The 17,186-nt window shown below is 70.0% G+C and carries 15 protein-coding genes; 5 read left to right on the top strand and 10 right to left on the bottom strand.

The window, feature by feature from the left end:
- Nucleotides 1-122: 122 nt before the first annotated feature.
- From acnA to dut, 4 genes are all read right to left on the bottom strand, one after another.
- Nucleotides 123-2,954 (bottom strand): aconitate hydratase AcnA, encoded by a 2,832-nt coding sequence (acnA, locus tag BW982_RS02155; protein ID WP_076490449.1) that lies wholly within the window; start codon nucleotides 2,952-2,954, stop codon nucleotides 123-125.
- A gap of 134 nt (nucleotides 2,955-3,088) precedes the next feature.
- Nucleotides 3,089-3,838 carry a DUF3159 domain-containing protein gene (locus tag BW982_RS02150; RefSeq protein ID WP_076490448.1) on the bottom strand — a complete coding sequence of 250 codons (750 nt, stop codon included), beginning with the start codon at nucleotides 3,836-3,838 and terminating at the stop codon, nucleotides 3,089-3,091.
- Nucleotides 3,835-4,443 (bottom strand): DUF3710 domain-containing protein, encoded by a 609-nt coding sequence (locus tag BW982_RS02145; RefSeq protein WP_076490447.1) that lies wholly within the window; start codon nucleotides 4,441-4,443, stop codon nucleotides 3,835-3,837. Before BW982_RS02145 ends, BW982_RS02150 begins: the two co-directional genes overlap by 4 nt.
- Nucleotides 4,440-4,895, bottom strand: coding sequence for a dUTP diphosphatase (gene dut, locus BW982_RS02140; protein WP_076490446.1), 456 nt, complete (start codon nucleotides 4,893-4,895; stop codon nucleotides 4,440-4,442). Before dut ends, BW982_RS02145 begins: the two co-directional genes overlap by 4 nt.
- Before the next feature lie 12 nt (nucleotides 4,896-4,907).
- On the opposite strand from dut, the gene BW982_RS02135 reads away from it, so the two are divergent.
- Nucleotides 4,908-5,399: a DUF3093 domain-containing protein gene (locus tag BW982_RS02135; protein WP_076490445.1), complete on the top strand. Its 492-nt coding sequence runs from the start codon at nucleotides 4,908-4,910 to the stop codon at nucleotides 5,397-5,399.
- On the opposite strand, the gene BW982_RS02130 is transcribed toward BW982_RS02135, so the two are convergent.
- Nucleotides 5,374-5,667, bottom strand: coding sequence for a DUF4193 domain-containing protein (locus BW982_RS02130; protein ID WP_076490444.1), 294 nt, complete (start codon nucleotides 5,665-5,667; stop codon nucleotides 5,374-5,376). The genes BW982_RS02135 and BW982_RS02130 overlap by 26 nt on opposite strands.
- A gap of 211 nt (nucleotides 5,668-5,878) precedes the next feature.
- On the opposite strand from BW982_RS02130, the gene sepH reads away from it, so the two are divergent.
- Nucleotides 5,879-6,928, top strand: a complete 1,050-nt coding sequence (gene sepH, locus BW982_RS02125) for a septation protein SepH (RefSeq protein WP_076490443.1) — start codon at nucleotides 5,879-5,881, stop codon at nucleotides 6,926-6,928.
- A 5-nt stretch (nucleotides 6,929-6,933) separates the two neighbouring features.
- Here sepH and BW982_RS02120 read toward each other — a convergent pair whose 3' ends face one another.
- Nucleotides 6,934-8,061 carry an alkaline phosphatase family protein gene (locus BW982_RS02120; protein WP_076490442.1) on the bottom strand — a complete coding sequence of 376 codons (1,128 nt, stop codon included), beginning with the start codon at nucleotides 8,059-8,061 and terminating at the stop codon, nucleotides 6,934-6,936.
- A 70-nt stretch (nucleotides 8,062-8,131) separates the two neighbouring features.
- On the opposite strand from BW982_RS02120, the gene BW982_RS02115 reads away from it, so the two are divergent.
- Entirely contained in the window at nucleotides 8,132-10,591 is a 2,460-nt protein-coding gene (locus BW982_RS02115; RefSeq protein WP_076490441.1) for a DNA gyrase/topoisomerase IV subunit A, read from the top strand.
- A gap of 192 nt (nucleotides 10,592-10,783) precedes the next feature.
- On the opposite strand, the gene BW982_RS02110 is transcribed toward BW982_RS02115, so the two are convergent.
- Nucleotides 10,784-12,856 (bottom strand): DNA gyrase/topoisomerase IV subunit B, encoded by a 2,073-nt coding sequence (locus tag BW982_RS02110; RefSeq protein ID WP_139327363.1) that lies wholly within the window; start codon nucleotides 12,854-12,856, stop codon nucleotides 10,784-10,786.
- Nucleotides 12,857-13,018: 162 nt separating this feature from the next.
- Between BW982_RS02110 and BW982_RS02105 the strand changes: the two genes are divergently transcribed.
- Nucleotides 13,019-13,240, top strand: a complete 222-nt coding sequence (locus tag BW982_RS02105) for a DUF7455 domain-containing protein (protein WP_076490439.1) — start codon at nucleotides 13,019-13,021, stop codon at nucleotides 13,238-13,240.
- Nucleotides 13,241-13,271: 31 nt separating this feature from the next.
- On the opposite strand, the gene BW982_RS02100 is transcribed toward BW982_RS02105, so the two are convergent.
- The 3 genes from BW982_RS02100 to BW982_RS02090 are packed head-to-tail and all read right to left on the bottom strand — an operon-like array spanning nucleotide 13,272 to nucleotide 16,005.
- Entirely contained in the window at nucleotides 13,272-14,330 is a 1,059-nt protein-coding gene (locus BW982_RS02100; RefSeq protein ID WP_076490438.1) for an alanine racemase, read from the bottom strand.
- Nucleotides 14,327-14,977, bottom strand: coding sequence for an alanine racemase C-terminal domain-containing protein (locus BW982_RS02095; RefSeq protein WP_076490437.1), 651 nt, complete (start codon nucleotides 14,975-14,977; stop codon nucleotides 14,327-14,329). The genes BW982_RS02100 and BW982_RS02095 overlap by 4 nt, the downstream gene beginning before the upstream one ends.
- A complete protein-coding gene (locus BW982_RS02090) occupies nucleotides 14,974-16,005 on the bottom strand; it encodes a sugar-transfer associated ATP-grasp domain-containing protein (RefSeq protein ID WP_076490436.1) in 1,032 nt (343 codons plus the stop codon). Before BW982_RS02090 ends, BW982_RS02095 begins: the two co-directional genes overlap by 4 nt.
- Nucleotides 16,006-16,151: 146 nt before the next feature.
- Here BW982_RS02090 and BW982_RS02085 point away from each other — a divergent pair, with 146 nt between their 5' ends.
- A complete protein-coding gene (locus BW982_RS02085; RefSeq protein WP_076490435.1) occupies nucleotides 16,152-17,186 on the top strand; it encodes a sugar-transfer associated ATP-grasp domain-containing protein in 1,035 nt (344 codons plus the stop codon).

Genomic DNA, 17,186 nt, shown 5'->3' with positions numbered 1-17,186 from the left:
CGATTCTAGTCTCGGCACCTCGAGCGGGCCCGGCAATGGCTTGCCAGCGAGCGATCCATGGTGTCGGAAAACGCGACCGCGCCCCGGGGGCCGAAGCTCCCCGGGGCGCGGTCGAGGCGGGATCAGACGAGCGAACGCAGCACGTACTGCAGGATGCCGCCGTTGCGGTAGTAGTCGGCCTCACCGGGGGTGTCGATGCGGACCACGGCGTCGAACGTCACGGTCTGCTTGCCCTCGGGCGAGAACTCGCTCGGCTCGGCCGTGACCTTCACCGTCTTCGGCGTCACGCCCTCGTTGAGCTGCTCGAGACCCTCGATCGAGACGATCTCGGTGCCGTCCAGACCCAGCGACTTCCAGCTCTCGCCGGCCGGGAACTGCAGCGGGACGACGCCCATGCCGATGAGGTTCGAGCGGTGGATGCGCTCGAAGCTCTCGGTGATCACGGCCTTCACGCCGAGCAGGTTCGTGCCCTTGGCCGCCCAGTCGCGCGACGAGCCGGAGCCGTACTCCTTGCCGCCGAAGATCACGAGCGGGGTGCCCTGCGCCTGGTAGTTCTGGCTCGCGTCGAAGATGTACGACTGCGGGCCGCCGGGCTGCGTGAAGTCGCGGGTGTACCCGCCCTCGACGACCTTGCCGTCGTTGACGGCCGCGGTGAGCTCGTTCTTCAGACGGATGTTCGCGAACGTGCCGCGGATCATCACCTCGTGGTTGCCGCGACGCGAGCCGTAGGAGTTGAAGTCCTTCTGCGCGACGCCGTGCTCGGTCAGGTACTGCGCGGCGGGGGTGCCCGCCTTGATGTTGCCGGCCGGGCTGATGTGGTCGGTCGTGACCGAGTCGCCGAGGGCGGCCATGACGCGTGCACCGCTGATGTCGGTGACCGGCGAGGGCTCCATCGACATGCCGTCGAAGTAGGGCGCCTTCCGGACGTAGGTCGAATCGGCATCCCACTCGAAGATCGGGCCGGTCGGGGTGGGCAGGTTCTTCCAGCGCTCGTCGCCCTCGAAGACGGTGGCGTACTGCTGGATGAACTGCTCGCGCGAGATCGACGCGTCGATGATCGTCTGCACCTGGTCGGGCGCGGGCCAGATGTCCTTCAGGAAGACGTCGTCGCCGTTCTGGTCCTTGCCGAGGGCGTCGGTCTCGAAGTCGAAGTTCATCGACCCGGCCAGCGCGTAGGCGACCACCAGCGGCGGGGATGCCAGGTAGTTCATCTTCACGTCGGGGCTGATGCGGCCCTCGAAGTTGCGGTTGCCCGAGAGGACCGCCGTCACGGCGAGGTCGTTCTCGTTGATCGCCGCGGAGACCTCCTCGATGAGGGGGCCGGAGTTGCCGATGCAGATCGTGCAGCCGTAGCCGACGGTGTAGAAGTCGAGGCCCTCGAGCGCCTTGTCGAGGCCCGACTTCTCGTAGTAGTCGGTGACGACCTTCGAGCCGGGGCCGAGCGTCGTCTTGACCCACGGCTTGCGCTTGAGGCCCTTGTCGACGGCGTTCTTGGCGAGCAGGCCCGCCGCGATCATGACCGAGGGGTTCGACGTGTTCGTGCACGAGGTGATCGCCGCGAGGGTCACCGCGCCGTTGTCGAGGAGGTACGACTGGCCCTCGGGGGTCGTGACCTTGACGGGCTTGGAGGCGTTGGCCGGGTGGCCCGAGGAGATGAGCACCTCACCGGTGTGGGTGTGCTCGTCGCCGGGGACGGGACCGGGGTCGGACGCCGGGAACGACTGGTCGCTCTCGAGATCGACGATCGAGTCCGACGTGACTGCGGCGTAGTTGAGGATGTCCTTCTCGAACTGGTTCTTCGCCTCGGACAGCAGGATGCGGTCTTGCGGACGCTTCGGTCCGGCGATCGAGGGGACCACCGTGAAGAGGTCGAGCTCCATGAACTCGCTGAAGACCAGCTCGCGCGCCGGGTCGTGCCAGAGCTTCTGCTCCTTGGCGTACGCCTCGACGAGCGCGACGGTCTGCTCGTCGCGGCCGGTGAGGCGCAGGTAGTCGAGCGTGACGTCGTCGATGGGGAACATCGCCGCGGTCGAGCCGAACTCGGGGCTCATGTTGCCGATCGTGGCGCGGTTGGCGAGCGGCACGGAGGCCACGCCCTCGCCGTAGAACTCGACGAACTTGCCCACGACGCCGTGCTTGCGCAGCATGTCGGTGATCGTGAGGACGACGTCGGTCGCGGTGACGCCGGCGGGGATCTCGCCGCTGAGCTTGAAGCCGACGACGCGCGGGATGAGCATCGACACGGGCTGGCCGAGCATCGCGGCCTCGGCCTCGATGCCGCCGACGCCCCAGCCGAGCACGCCCAGGCCGTTGACCATCGTGGTGTGCGAGTCGGTGCCGACGCAGGTGTCGGGGTAGGCGCGCAGCACGCCGTCGACCGTGCGGTCGTAGACGACCTTGGCGAGGTGCTCGATGTTCACCTGGTGGACGATGCCGGTGCCCGGCGGGACGACCTTGAAGTCGTCGAACGCGGTCTGGCCCCAGCGGAGGAACTGGTAGCGCTCACCGTTGCGCTCGTACTCGATCTCGACGTTGCGCTCGAGGGCGTTCTCACTGCCGAAGAGGTCGGCGATGACGGAGTGGTCGATGACCATCTCGGCCGGCGAGAGCGGGTTGATGCGGCTGGGGTCGCCGCCGAGGGCCGTCACGGCCTCGCGCATGGTGGCGAGGTCGACAATGCAGGGGACGCCGGTGAAGTCCTGCATCACGACGCGTGCGGGCGTGAACTGGATCTCGGTGTCGGGCTCGGCATCCGGGTTCCAGGATCCGAGGGCGCGGATCTGGTCCGCCGTGACGTTCGCCCCGTCTTCGGTGCGGAGCAGGTTCTCGAGCAGCACCTTGAGGCTGAACGGGAGCTTCTCGAATCCGGCGACGGTGTCGATGCGGAAGATCTCGTAGTCGGTGCTGCCGACCGTCAGGGTGCTCTTGGCACCGAAGCTGTCAACCGTGGACACGATCGTCTCCTTCGTCGGCGTATGCGCAGGCGTCGGCCCGCCCTCTCCATCTTCCCTGCGCGGTTCGGAGGATGCCAGGAAGGCCGACCTAACCGCGAGGGAGGGAGATTTATCTTGATATCAAGATAAATGTATCAGGACTCGCGGCGAGGCGAGAGCGCTCGCACGGCGAGCCACGTCACGGCCACCATGGGAGCGAACAGCGGCAGGCCCATGACGATCTTCAGCGTGCCGAGGGCCGTCACGTCTCCCGCGAAGTACAGCGGGAGCTGCACGATCAGGCGCGCGACGAACAGTGCCGCCCAGCCCAGCGAGAGCCAGGTGTAGACGCGTCGACGGCGCTTGTCGGTCCGCCACGACGTGCCCTCGCCGAGCAGATAGCCGGCGATCAGGCCGATGAGCGGCCACCCGACGAGCACCGAGACGAGGAAGGCGGCGCCGTACGCGCCGTTGGTGAAGAAGCCGAAGACGAAGTTGTCCTGCCCGCGGCCGGTGAACAGCGTCAACAGCGCGGCGGCGGCGGTCGCGACCAACCCCCCGATCGCCGCGCTCGGCGGCGACTTGGCCACCAGCCGGGCGATCGTGAACACCAGCGCCAAGCCGACGGAGACCCCCAGACTCAACGGCAGGTTCCCCTGGCGCGTCTCGGGATCGATCGTGACGGTGAACAGGACCACGAACGCCAGCGACGGCAGCACCGACTCCAGGATGCCGCGCCATCCGCCCATGGCCGCCCAGACGGCGGCGCCGGTCGACGCGTGCTTGGCGGGGTCGAGCCCGGCCCGACGGGCGGCGCTCCCGAGCGCGGCCGACACACTGTCGGCCGCCGAGGGCGGCTCCAGCGGGACGCGGTCGCCGTCGTCGGGGCGCGCGGGCTCGGTCATGCCGTGCCGGGGGTGGTCGGCATCCGCAGCGGGATCAGATCGCGCGGCGGCATGGGTGAGGTGCCGCGCACGACGACGATCGAGCGGAACAGGTCTTCCACGGCCGCGGCCGCCTCGACGTCGGACGTCGCCGCGCCGCCGATGACGCCGCGCAGGAACCAGCGCGGGCCGTCGACGCCGACGAAGCGAGCGAGGCGCTTGGTGGCGCCGTCGGGTCCGGCGACGACCGGCACCTCGGCGAGCAGTTCGGGACCGAGCGGTCCCTCGCGCTCCTCCACGCGGCCACCCTGCTGCTTGACCTGCTGACGGATCTGCTCGCGGGTCTCTTCCCACAGGCCGCTCGAACGGGGAGCCGCGAAGGGCTGCACCTGCAGCGTCGACTCGACGTAGTCCAGACCCACCGCGACGATGCGCTTGGTCTGCTCCTCGACCTCGAGCCGAAGATTCAGGCCCTCGCGCGGAAGGATCTTGATGCCGCCGAGGTCGATGTACGGGCGGACCGCGTTGGCCTCCGACTCGTCGAAGGGACCGACGGTCTCGCGGTCCACCGGTCCGCTCTTGGCGGGCGGGGCGGCTTCGATCTGCGGGTCGGAGTCTTCGGTCATCGGGTGCTCCCTGAGGGTGTCTGGTAGCCGCTGGATCCGAAGCCGCCCTCTCCGCGCACGCTGGCCGGGAGGTCGTCGACGGGAATGAAGCGCACGGGTGGGACGGGCATGACGATCAGCTGCGCGATCCGGTCTCCGACCGAGATCTCGTACGCCTCGTCGAGGTCGGTGTTCAGCAGCGCCACTTTGATCTCGCCGCGGTAGCCCGCGTCGATCGTGCCGGGTGAATTGACGATCGTGATCCCGTGCTTGGCGGCGAGGCCGCTGCGCGGGACGACGAAGGCGGCGTAGCCCTCCGGCAGCGCGATCCGCACTCCGGTCGCGACGAGGGCACGTCGGCCGGGTTCGAGTCGGACGGCCTCGGCGGCGACGAGGTCGGCCCCGGCGTCGCCGGGGTGGGCGAAGACCGGAGGCTCGGATGCGACAATGAGGACGTCCACCGTTTCGGTCACCCCACGAGGGTAATGCAGAAGAGGGGGTGCGGCATCCGCACCGGAATCGAGTACCGCGAACGCCTGAGTCCGTCGCTGTGGGCCCTGGTCGCCGCGGCGGTCTGCGGCCCGATGGCGGCCCTGGTCTTCTCGCCGATCGACACCACCGTGGCCCTTGTCGTGGGCCTGGCCGTGTCGGTCGGGATCGTCGCGGCGCTCGTCGCGCTCTCCCCCGTGGTCGAGGTGCGCGACGGGGAACTGCGGGCGGGCCGGGCCCATATCCCGGTCGAGCACCTCGGGGCGCCGGCCGGCGTGATGGCGGAGGAGGCGCGAACGGCCCGCGGGAGTGGTCTCGACCGGCGGGCCTGGCATGTCATCCGGGGCGGGATCGACGGGATCGTCACGGTACCCGTGACCGATCCCGATGATCCGACTCCGATGTGGGTGATCTCCACCCGGACGCCGGACCGCCTCATCGCGGCGATCCAGCGCGCTCAGGTCAGGCTGCGCACTCCAGGCAGATGAAGCCGGAGCCGCTCTCCTCGGCGATCTGGGAACGGTGCTTCACCAGGAAGCAGTTCATACAGGTGAACTCGTCCTCCTGGGGGGGAAGAACGACGACGTCGAGGTCGATGTCCGACAGGTCGGCCCCGGGCAGCTCGAAGCCCGAAGGGTTGTCGGCATCCTCGTTGTCGATCGACCCCGACGTCTTGTCGGGCACGCGCTCCTTGAGGGCCTCGATCGACTCGCTGTCGTCCTCGGTCTTGCGCGGTGCGTCGTAATCGGTGGCCATGCGTGAAGGTCTCTACTTCCGGTTTTTCGTGGTGCATCGCCCGAACGGGCGGCCATAGTTTGCATGACCCGAACCCGATAAGCAAATGCGGATCTCGCGGGTGAAGGGCCGTGCGACGCGTGAAACTCGCGGCGCGCCCGCGATATTCCCGGCTCCGGCCCCGGGGGCGTGTCAGCATGGGGCTCGACCGCAGATCGGAGGGGTGTTTCGCATGGAACAGCTCAAAGTCATCGGAACCGAGGATGACGTCCTCGTCGTCGCGACCGAAACGGGTGAACGTTTCGCCCTGCCGCTCGACGAGGTGCTGCGCGCTGAGGCGCGCCGAGCGCGCCGTGGGCGCGAGCACGACGACGAGCGCGCGCCCCGCCCGAGCCCGCGCGACATTCAGGCGCACATCCGAGCGGGACTCTCCGCGCGCGAGGTCGCGACCCTGCTCGGCGCCCGCGTCGAAGACGTGGAGCGCTTCGAAGGCCCCGTCCTCGCCGAGCGCGAACACGTCGTGGCACAGGCCCTCGCGGTGCCCGTCCTCCTCGGCGGCGCACTCGAACACGACGGTCCGGTGACCTTCGGGACCGCCGTGCGGGCGAAGCTCGCCGAGGCGGGAGCGTCGTCGGAGCGCTGGACGAGTTGGAAGGATTCCTCCGGCTGGATGGTCAAGCTCGAGTTCACCGCGAACGGGATCGACCACGACGCCCGTTGGGGGTTCGACCCGCGACGCAGCACCCTCTCCCCGCAGAACTCGGATGCCATCCAGCTGTCGCGCCAGGGCTCGCTCCCCGAGGGGCTGATCCCGCGGCTGCGCGCCCTCGACACCCCGCTCGCGAAGGACGACTCGCGCTTCGACAGCGGCGCATTCGGTCCTCGACGCCTCGACATCGAGGACGAGCCGGGCGTCGAAGCCACCGGCCCCGTCGCCGCAGCCGTCCAGGCGGCGGCGATCAAGCGCGCGCCCGATGCCCCCGTCACGTCGTCGGAGACGGCCGACCTCCTCGAGGCGCTCCGCCGCCGTCGCGGTCAGCGCGAGCCGCTGCCCGGTGCCGCAGAGGCGCGCGAGCCCGAACCGCGGACCCCCAGCGCGCCCGTCGCGCTCTTCGACGCACTGGAGCCCGGCTACCGCGCCGACGAGGCCGAGGAGGACGCCGAACCCGAGCGCACCGCCGCTCCCGCGGCATCCACCGACTCCGGGCGACGCGCGAAGGGCCGCCCGTCGATGCCGTCGTGGGACGAGATCGTGTTCGGGGCCCGCTCCGACGAGAGCTGACGCGATCAGGCGAAAGCGCCGAGCCGCAGGAGCGGCACGGTGCGCTCCTCGTCGGTGAGCGACCCGTGCTGGCCGACCATGCGCTGCGGGCGCTTGTCGCGCTCGCGATCGTCGTAGTACGCGAACCGTCCGCGAGCCGCGACGAGCACGTCGCCGATGCGCTCGCGCACCTCCGGGGCGACCGGACCGAACAGCCCGGCCGCGATCGCCTCGTCGCGTGTCATCACCCACGCCCGCGCCTGCTCGCGTTCGCGCCAGCGCGAGGCCACGGCATCCGCTTCGCCCGGCGCGGCGTACAGGTGCAGCATGCGGGGCTCGCCGCCGACGACGTCGACGCCCTCCACGAGCGGGTCGCCGTGACCGAGCAGCACGTGCTTGCGCGCGGGGACGTCGACCATCCCGTGATCCGCGGTCACCAGCACGCCGGTGTCGGGGTGAACGGCCCCGGCGAGGTCACGGGCGGCGGCGTCGACGCGTTCGAGGGCGTCGGTCCAGCGGTCCGACTCCCAGCCGTCCCGGTGGCCGGCGCTGTCGAGGTCGGGCGTGTAGAGGTACACGAGGGCTCCCGGATGCCGGGACGAGAGATCGGCGGCGATGGCGGCGCGTTCGCGCACGTCGGCGGACGACACGAACTCGGCGCCCCGGAGCGTCGCCGCCGTGAACCCGGTGCCGGTGTAGTCGGGGCGGGAGACGACGAACACGGGCCGCCCGCGTTCGGCCTCGACCTCGAACAGCGGACGGCTGCGCTGCCACGTCCGCGGGTCGAGGCCGTCGGTCTCCCAGCCGTGGAGCTGGTTCGTGGCGGAGGGCGCGCCCGGAGCGCGGGTGCTGTAACCGACGATCCCGTGCTCTCCCGGCTCGGTTCCGGTGAGGAGGCTCGTGAGGGCGGCCGCCGTCGTGGACGGGAACACCGTCCGCGCGATATCGCGCCGCGAGCCGGCCGAACCCAGGAATCGTGCGTGACCGCGACGCTCGGCGAGATTGTGCGAGCCGAGCCCGTCGACGACGAACACCACGGCGCTGCGGGCAGGTGCGAACCACTCGGATCGCCCGTCGAGCGCGGCGATCGCCTCGTTCACCACTCCGGTGAGGCTCCGGGCGCGCGGCGGGGCCGCCGGTAGGCTGAGGGACATCGGGGCCAGTCTTCCACACGACATTCCGCCCCCGTCGAGATCGACGCCCGCCCGACCCGAGGCCGCACCTATGCCCGATTCCCGTTCCACTGCCGCTTCCCCCGCCCCCGAGCGCATCGAAGACGTCGATGTCTCGGCCGAGATGCAGGGGTCGTTCCTCGAGTACGCCTACTCGGTCATCTACTCGCGTGCCCTCCCCGACGCCCGCGACGGGCTCAAGCCCGTCCAGCGTCGCATCCTGTACCAGATGGCCGAGATGGGCCTCCGCCCCGACCGTGGACACGTGAAGAGCGCCCGCGTCGTCGGCGAGGTGATGGGAAAGCTCCACCCGCACGGGGACTCCGCGATCTACGACGCACTCGTGCGGTTGGCGCAGCACTTCTCGCTGCGGGTCCCGCTCGTCGACGGGCACGGCAACTTCGGCTCGCTCGACGACGGCCCGGCGGCGTCCCGCTACACCGAAGCGCGTCTGGCACCGCCGGCCCTCGCGCTCACCGAGAACCTCGACGAAGACGTGGTCGACTTCGTCCCGAACTACGACGGACAGTTCCAGCAGCCGGACGTGCTGCCCGCCGCGTTCCCGAACCTGCTGGTGAACGGCGCCACGGGTATCGCCGTCGGCATGGCGACGAACATGGCGCCGCACAACCTCATCGAGGTGGTCGGTGCCGCAATCCACCTGCTGAACAACCCCGAGGCCACGGTCGATGAGCTGATGGAGTTCGTCCCCGGCCCCGACCTGCCCTCGGGGGGCATCATCGTCGGGCTCGACGGCATCAAGGACGCCTACACGAACGGCCGCGGACTGTTCCGCACGCGCGCGAAAGCCTCGATCGAGTCCCTGGGGCCGCGACGCACGGGCATCGTGATCACCGAGCTCCCGTATCTCGTCGGCCCCGAGCGGGTGATCGAGAAGATCAAGGATGCCGTGCAGGCGAAGAAGCTCGCGGGCATCGCCGACGTCACCGACCTCAGCGACCGTCAGAACGGGCTCCGTCTCGTCATCGGCATCAAGACCGGCTTCGACGCGCAGGCCGTGCTCGAGCACCTGTACCGGCTGACCCCGCTCGAGGACTCCTTCGGCATCAACAACGTCGCCCTCGTCGACGGGCAGCCCCAGACGCTGGGTCTGCGCGACATGCTGCGGGTCTATCTCGACCACCGCATCCGCGTCGTCACCCGCCGCAGCGAGTACCGTCTGGCGCGCAGGCGCGAGCGCCTCCACCTCGTCGAGGGCCTGCTGATCGCGATCCTCGACATCGACGAGGTCATCCAGGTCATCCGCACCTCCGACGACGGTGAGCAGGCCCGCACCCGCCTGCAAGAGGTCTTCGACCTGTCGCACCCGCAGGCCGAGTACATCCTCGAGCTGCGTCTGCGGCGCCTCACGAAGTTCTCCCGCATCGAGCTCGAGGCCGAGCGCGATCAGCTGCAGGCGGAGATCGACCAGCTGGTCGAGCTCCTCGGCAGCGACGTCCTCCTGCGCGGCCAGGTCGCGAGCGAGCTCGAGGCCGCGGCCGAGGCGTACGGCACCCCGCGCCGCACGATGCTGCTGAACGGAGGGCCGGTGCAGCCGCGCTCGGCCAAGGCCGCCGCGGCCGCCGACCTCCAGATCGCCGACGCCCCCTGCCGCGTGTTCCTCTCTGCGACCGGGCGCATGGTCCGCGCCGAACTCACCGCCGATGCCCCGGGTGGCGGCGTCGTGCCGCCGACGCGGCGCGCGAAGCACGACGCGATCCGCTCCTCGGTGGACACCACGACCCGCGGTGACATCGGCGCGGTGACCTCCGCCGGACGTCTCGTCCGCTTCTCCCCCGTCGACCTCCCCTCCGTGCCCGGCAACGCGGTGCAGCTCGCGGCGGGGACGAAGGTCGAGCAGTACCTCACCCTGGCCAAGGGCGAGCAGGTGGTGGCGCTCGTGCCATTGACCGACGGCGCGCCCATCGCGCTCGGCACGGCCCAGGGCATCGTGAAGCGCGTGGCCGCGAGCGAACTCGGCACCAAGCCCGAGATCGAGATCATCGCCCTCCGCGACGGCGACCGCGTGGTCGGGGCGGCACCAGCCTCGGACGCCGCCGAGCTGGTGTTCGTCGCCGACGACGCGCAACTGCTGCGCTTCGACGCCTCGTCCGTGCGACCGCAGGGTCGTTCGGCCGGGGGCATGGCCGGCATCCGGCTGTCCGACGGCGCGCAGGTGATCGCGTTCGCCGTCGTCGGCGGGTCGGCGTTCGACGCCGTCGTCGTCACGGTCGCGGGCTCCACGTCCGCTCTTCCGGGAACGGATGCCGGCTCCGCCAAGGTCTCGGCGTTCTCGGAGTTCCCGGCCAAGGGTCGTGCCACGGGCGGTGTGCGCGCGCAGCGCCTGCTGCGCGGCGAGGATGCCCTGACGCTCGCCTGGGTCGGATCCGATCCGCGCGCCGTGGGCGGTGACGGAGCCGTCCGCTCGCTTCCCGAGCCCGGCGCCAAGCGCGACGCCTCGGGTCACCCGCTCGACGCGGTCATCGGCGCGGTCGGCACCGCGATCCGCTGACGCACCGGGCAGCAGCCGGGGTGCCGTCGTGCCGCGGGGTGCGGCGCCGCCGTGCCCTCGTGCGGAGTCCGACGGCGACGCGCCGGATGACGGCCATCGTGGGCGGCGTGTCGGCGGTGAAGTCCGCACGACGGTTCGGCTGCAACGGGGCGATGTCAGGTCGGATGCCGGCAGGAGACTGCGCGGCGCCGGTCAGACGTCGATGCGCTCGCGCGCCAGACGGTCGCTCGAGTCCACGATGAACTCGCGGCGCGGCGCGACGTCGCTGCCCATGAGGAGGTCGAAGATCTTGGCGGCCTCTTCGATGTCGCGCACCTGCACGCGGCGGAGGGTCCGCCCGGCGCGGTCCATCGTGGTCGTCGCGAGCTGATCGGCATCCATCTCGCCCAGGCCCTTGTACCGCTGGATGGGTTCCTGCCAGCGCTTGTTCGACTTCTTGAGCTTGGCGAGCAGAGCGTGCAATTCCTGCTCGCTGTACGTGTAGATCGTCTCGTTCGGCTTCGAGCCGGGGTTCATCACGATCACGCGGTGCAGCGGCGGGACGGCGGCGAACACGCGTCCGGCTTCGACGAGGGGACGCATGTAGCGGAAGAACAGCGTCAGGAGCAGCGTGCGGATGTGCGCACCGTCGACGTCGGCGTCGCTCATCAGGATGATCTTGCCGTAGCGGGCCGCGTCGAGGTCGAACGAGCGCCCGGAACCGGCGCCGATGACCTGGATGATGGAGGCGCACTCGGCATTGGAGAGCATGTCGCTGATCGACGCCTTCTGCGTATTCAGGATCTTGCCGCGGATCGGGAGCAGCGCCTGGTAGGCGCTGTTGCGGGCGTCGCGGGCCGTCCCCAGCGCCGAGTTGCCCTCGACGATGAACAGTTCGGAATCGGCGACGTCGTTGGAGCGGCAATCGACGAGCTTCGACGGCAGCGACGAGGACTCCAGTGCGTTCTTGCGGCGCTGGGTCTCTTTGTGCGTGCGCGCGGAGATGCGCGCCTTCATCTCGGAGACGACCTTCTCGAGCAGGAGCGCGGTCTGCGCCTTGTCGTCGCGCTTGGGCGACGTGAACCGCTCTGTGAGCGCCTTCGCGACGACCTGCGTCACGATCTGGCGCACGGCCGGTGTTCCGAGGACTTCCTTCGTCTGACCCTCGAACTGCGGTTCGGGAAGACGGACGGTCAGCACCGCCGTGAGACCGGCGAGGATGTCATCCTTCTCGATCTTGTCGCTGCCCACCTTGAGCTTGCGCGCGTTCTGCTCGACCTGGCTACGGAGGATCTTCATGAGACCCTGCTCGAAGCCCTGCTGGTGCGTGCCGCCCTTGGGGGTCGCGATGATGTTGACGAATGATCGGGTGGTGGTGTCGTACCCGGTCCCCCAGCGCACCGCGACGTCGACCTCGCACTCGCGCTCCACCTCGGTCGGCACCATCGACCCGCCGGGCTGGAGGACGGGCACCGTCTCGGTGAAAGAGCCGGTGCCGGTCAGCCGCCACGTGTCGGTGATGGCGGAGTCGGGGGCGAGGAAGTCGGCGAACTCGGAGATGCCGCCGTCGAAGCGGTAGCTCGTCTCGACCGGCTCGTCGCCACGCTCGTCGGTGATGACGATCTCGAGACCCGGCACGAGGAACGCCGTCTGCCGTGCGCGCTGAACGAGCTCGTCGAACCCGAACGCAGCATCCTTCGTGAAGATCTGCCGATCGGCCCAATACCGGATGCGCGTACCGGTGACGCCGCGCGCGGCCTTCCCCACGATCCGCAGCTCGCTGCTGGCGTCGTAGGGCGCGAAGGGCGAATCGGGTCCTTCGCCCGCGAAGACTCCGGGCTCACCGCGATGGAACGACATCGCGTAGGTCTTGCCGCCGCGGTCGACCTCGACGTCGAGACGCTCGGACAGGGCGTTGACCACCGACGCGCCCACGCCGTGTAGGCCACCGGACGCGGCGTACGAACCCCCACCGAACTTGCCGCCCGCGTGGAGCTTCGTGAAGACGACCTCGACGCCGGTGAGGCCGGTGCGCGGCTCGACGTCGACCGGGATGCCGCGGGCTCGGTCCCGCACCTCGACACTGCCGTCGCGGTGGAGCACGATGTCGATGCGCGAACCGTGACCGGCGAGGGCCTCGTCGACGGAGTTGTCGATGATCTCCCACAGGCAGTGCATGAGCCCGCGGGAGTCGGTGGACCCGATGTACATGCCCGGGCGCTTGCGCACCGCTTCGAGTCCTTCGAGGACCTGGAGATGATGGGCGGAATACTCGGACGTCACGATCCCCCAGCGTAATCGGGGCCTCGGACATCGACTTGCAGACACACGGCCGGTTGGGGTCGGCGTACGCGCACAGCGAAATGTCACGCGCGTGCGGCATAGGGGAAACATCCTCGTGGTTCTATTGACAGACTCGCCCAACGACCACCGAGGAGGGCACCCGAGATGACCACTACGACCGCACCCGACGCGTCCGTCGTCCTCGACCACCGTCTGACGGCGGCTGATCGCTGCGACTCCTGCGGAGCGCAGGCCTACATCGCCGCCGAGGTCAACGGCAGCGAGCTGCTCTTCTGCGCCCATCACGGACGCAAGTACGAAGAGAAGCTGCGCAGCATCGCCACGTCGTGGCACGACGAGACCGCTCGTCTGCACGCCGCCGACTGACCCCCGACATCCGAACGGGCCCCGACCGCTTTCACCGAGCGGTGCGGGGCCCGTTCGACGTGTACCGGCGGGGAACGAGCGGTGAGACGCGGAGTGCGATCTCCTCGCCGATCGTGTCGATGAGTTCGGCGAGGTCCGTCGCCGACACCGCTCCCCCGCGTCCCCACACGATCACGGTGTCGCCCGGGGCCGCATCGGCCCACGCGTCGACGAGCATGGACGTCGGTTCGATCGCACGGACGCCCCGCGGACCGGCGGGCGTCTCGACCGAGAACCGCCCCTCCAGCACCGAGGGGAGCCCGTGAAGACTGCCGAGGTCGAGACGCACCGCGTCGCCTTCGACCGAGGTCACCGAAGCGACGAGCGTCGAGATCGGCTCGATCCCGAGATCCCGTTCGGTCGGGCCACCGGCGGGGCGGATGCCGTACGAGAACGCCCCGACCCGCACGAGGTCTTCGCGGAACGCCTCCCGTGCGAAGCCGGCCGCGCTGGCGGCGAGGTGGGAGAACTGCGGCGTGAGGCCCGCGCCGACGGCGGTCGCCCGCGCGGCGAGGAAGATCTCGCGAGCGTCGTCGTCGTCGGCATCCGAGGCCTCCGCGATGTGCGACCACAGACCTTCGAACGACGCCTTCCCCGCGTCGACGAGCCTCGACAGGGCCGCAAGCGCCCGCTCCCAGTCTTCGGGACGGATGCCGTTGCGATGGAGGCCCGTGTCGATCTTGAGGTGTACGCGGGCCGGGGACGGGGCGGCCGCCAGTTCTGCGAGGTCGTCGAGCAGCGCGTGATCGCCGATTCCGAGGTCGAGGTCCGCCTCGATTCCGGCGGCGAGGTCCTCGGCGCCGCCGAGCAGCCAGACGAAGATGCGCACGTTCGGCCCCGCGACGGCGCGCACCGCCCGCCCGGTCTCGACGTCGAACGCGCCGATCCACTCCACCCCCTCGGTCATCGCTCGCCGCACGATCGCCTCGAGTCCGTGGGCATAGGCGTCGTCCTTGACGACGAGCATGTGCCGGGCGTGGGCGACCGCCTCGCGGACGCGCGCGAGGTTGCGGGCGAAGGCGTCGAGATCGACCCGGTATTCGGCGCTCACGCGACCACCGTCCGCACGGCCCGGGCGCCGACGGCGGCGACGATCTCTCCGGCGTTCCAGCCGGTGGCATCCGTCCATTCCCCCAGGGCCGGGTGACCGGCGACGGGATCGCCGAAGAACACGACGCCGCTGCCGCGGACGGGGCGTGCGTCGTCGACGTCGACGACGCAGACGTCCATGGCGACGCGGCCGACGATGCGGTGACGGCGGCCGTCGATGGCGACGTCGGCCGCGTTCCCCAGTGAGCGCACCACGCCCTGCGCGTACCCGCCGGTCACCAGCGCCACGGTCGTGTCGCGCGCGGCGCGGTGCGTGTAGCCGTAGGAGACGCCCTCTCCCGTGAGCAACGCCTTCGTGCCCAGCACGCGCCCGTGCAGGGACAGCACGGGTCGGGAGCGGGGGTCGCCCCCGGGGAGGCCGAACAGGGTGGCCGCGTCGAGTCCTGCGGGGTCGGTCCCGAGGGAGCCCAGGACGGATGCCACCCAGTCGGCGCCGTGTCCCCAGGCGTCGGCGGCGAGCACATCGTCGGCACGGCCGGTCGAGGCGAGCCGCGCATTCGCGCGGAGGTTCCGCTCCGACACCCGCGCGACCGGAGAGACTCCCCCGGCGGCGTCGGGTGCAGTGAGGATCTCGGCGTCGGAAGTCATCGACGGCGGAGCGCGTCGCCCATCAGCCGCTCGTGGCGCGGCCGCGAGCCCTCGCGGATACCGGTCGTGCTCACCCGCGTCTCGTAGAGTCCGGGGATCCAGTTGCCCTCGATCAGGACCGGACCGTCCGGCCCGACGGCGACATCCCAGCCGACGTACGGCACTTCGGGGATCCGTCGCGCGGCCTCGCCGACCAGCGCGAGCGCCTGGTCCCAGAGCGGAACCTGGAAGTCGACGATCGACTGCTGCGATTCGGGGTGCACGTCGTAGCGGCTCTTGTGCTTGCCCGTGTGGCCGGGGCCGACCGAGTGGCCGTCGTCGTCGAGCATCGTGAAGAAGCCGCCCCAGGTGAACTGGTCGCTCACCGCGCCGCGCCCGAACTTCTGCACCATCACCATCGGGTGGACGGTCTCGCCGTCGAAGTAGGTCGTGATGCGCGTCGTGTTGACGGTTCCCGCGCAGTAGGACGCGAGATAGGGGTGCTGCACGATCGGCTGCTCGATCAGGATCTGCCCCTTCCGCAGCAGCTCGGCGCGGAACGCCTCCCAGTCCGTCACCTCGGCGGTGTCGTAGCGGAAGACGCCCTTGCCCTCGCGGCTCACCGGAACCTTCGCGATGATCACCGGGTGGCGCCCGGCGAAGTCCTTCAGCGCGGCGGTGTCGGTGGTGTCGAGCTGCATCCATTCGCGCCCGAGGAAGTCCTCGAACGCGCGGTTGAAGTTGAGCTTGTTCTCGAGCGTCTTCGCGACCTCGCGGTCGTTCACCGCGGTGGCGAGGTGATGCTGGATGAGGGAGGTCATGAACGTCTTGCGTTCGCGACGGTTCAACAGCGCGAAGTCGGCCTCGTAGTAGTCGATGTAGGCGGTGTCGTGGAACGCCGCCCACCACAGCATGTCGACGAGCACGAACGGAGCGAACTTGCCCTGCTCCTGACCGATCTGACGCGCGAACGTCCAGACGCGGGAGGGGCGGAATGCGGCGACGCGCTTGAAGAAGTAGGCGGCGCGCGCCTTCGGGGAGATGTCCATCGGCAGGCTGATCGCTTTCTCGTCCGGAGGTCAGTCGCCGCCCGGACGAACGTCCGTCGCAGCGCTTCCGAAGTACCCATCATACGAGGCCGACCTCCGCGCGCCCGCGCCGCGGACGCTCGGTGGCGCTGTGTTAGCGTGTCGAGGTGTCACAGAGGTCTCTGCGCGTCCGGTACCTGCTGCAGCGAGCTCGACGCCTGAGTCTGGGGAATGTCACGGAGTTCGCCGGTCAGGTGAAGAAGGTCTCCCGCGCGCCCCTGCCCGTCATCATCGCCGACATGCTCTGGTCGTCGGTGCGCTACGAGATGGGCTTCCGCGACTACGCGGTCTGGGACATCCGGCTCCTCAACGGTCGCGAGCGGCGCACGTGGATGACGCACCCCAAGGCCATCCGTCTCAACAACACGCTCAACGGTCCCGACTCGGCCGCGCTGCTGGGTGACAAGCCGCGCTTCTACCGCGACTTCGCCGACATGATCGGCCGCGAATGGATCGACGCCACCACGGCGAGCGATCAGGAGCTGGCGGACTTCCTCGCGCGGCATCCGCGTGTCCTGGTCAAGCCCGCGCTCGGCGAGGGCGGACGCGGCATCACGACGTTCACCGCCGACGAGATCACCGACGTCGCCGCCTGGCGCGCGACGCTCGTGGCCGAGAACCGCACGTTGGTCGAGGAGATCCTCCCCCAGCACGAGGATCTCGCCCGCCTGTACCCGGGCAGCGTCAACACGCTCCGCCTGATCACCTACCGGCGGCAGGACGGCAGCTTCCACCTCATCGCCTCCGTGCTGCGCATCGGCAACGGCGGTGTCATCGACAACTTCGCCGGCGGCGGGATGTTCACGATGGTCGACGACCACGGCACCGCCCAGTGGGCGGGGGTCGACAAGAACTCCAACGTCTTCGCCCGGCATCCCGTCACCGATGTCGAGATCGCCGGATTCCAGGTACCGCTGTTCGCCGAGGCGGTCGCGATGGTCGAGGAGGCCTCCCGCCGCCTGCCCACCGTGCCCTACGTGGGCTGGGACGTCGCGATCACGCCGGAGGGGCCCGCACTCATCGAGGCGAACCACAACTCCAGCGTGTTCCAGATGAAGCCGAGCGTGTCCGGCATCCGCACCGGGCTCCTGCACCGCTACCGCGACGCCATCGGTCCCGGCATCCTCGAACGTCGCCGCTGA

This window comes from Microbacterium sp. RURRCA19A, from assembly GCF_900156455.1.
Lineage (GTDB): Bacteria > Actinomycetota > Actinomycetes > Actinomycetales > Microbacteriaceae > Microbacterium.
The sequence above is the reverse complement of the archived record's forward strand: the minus strand, read 5'-3'. Positions and strand labels throughout refer to the sequence as shown.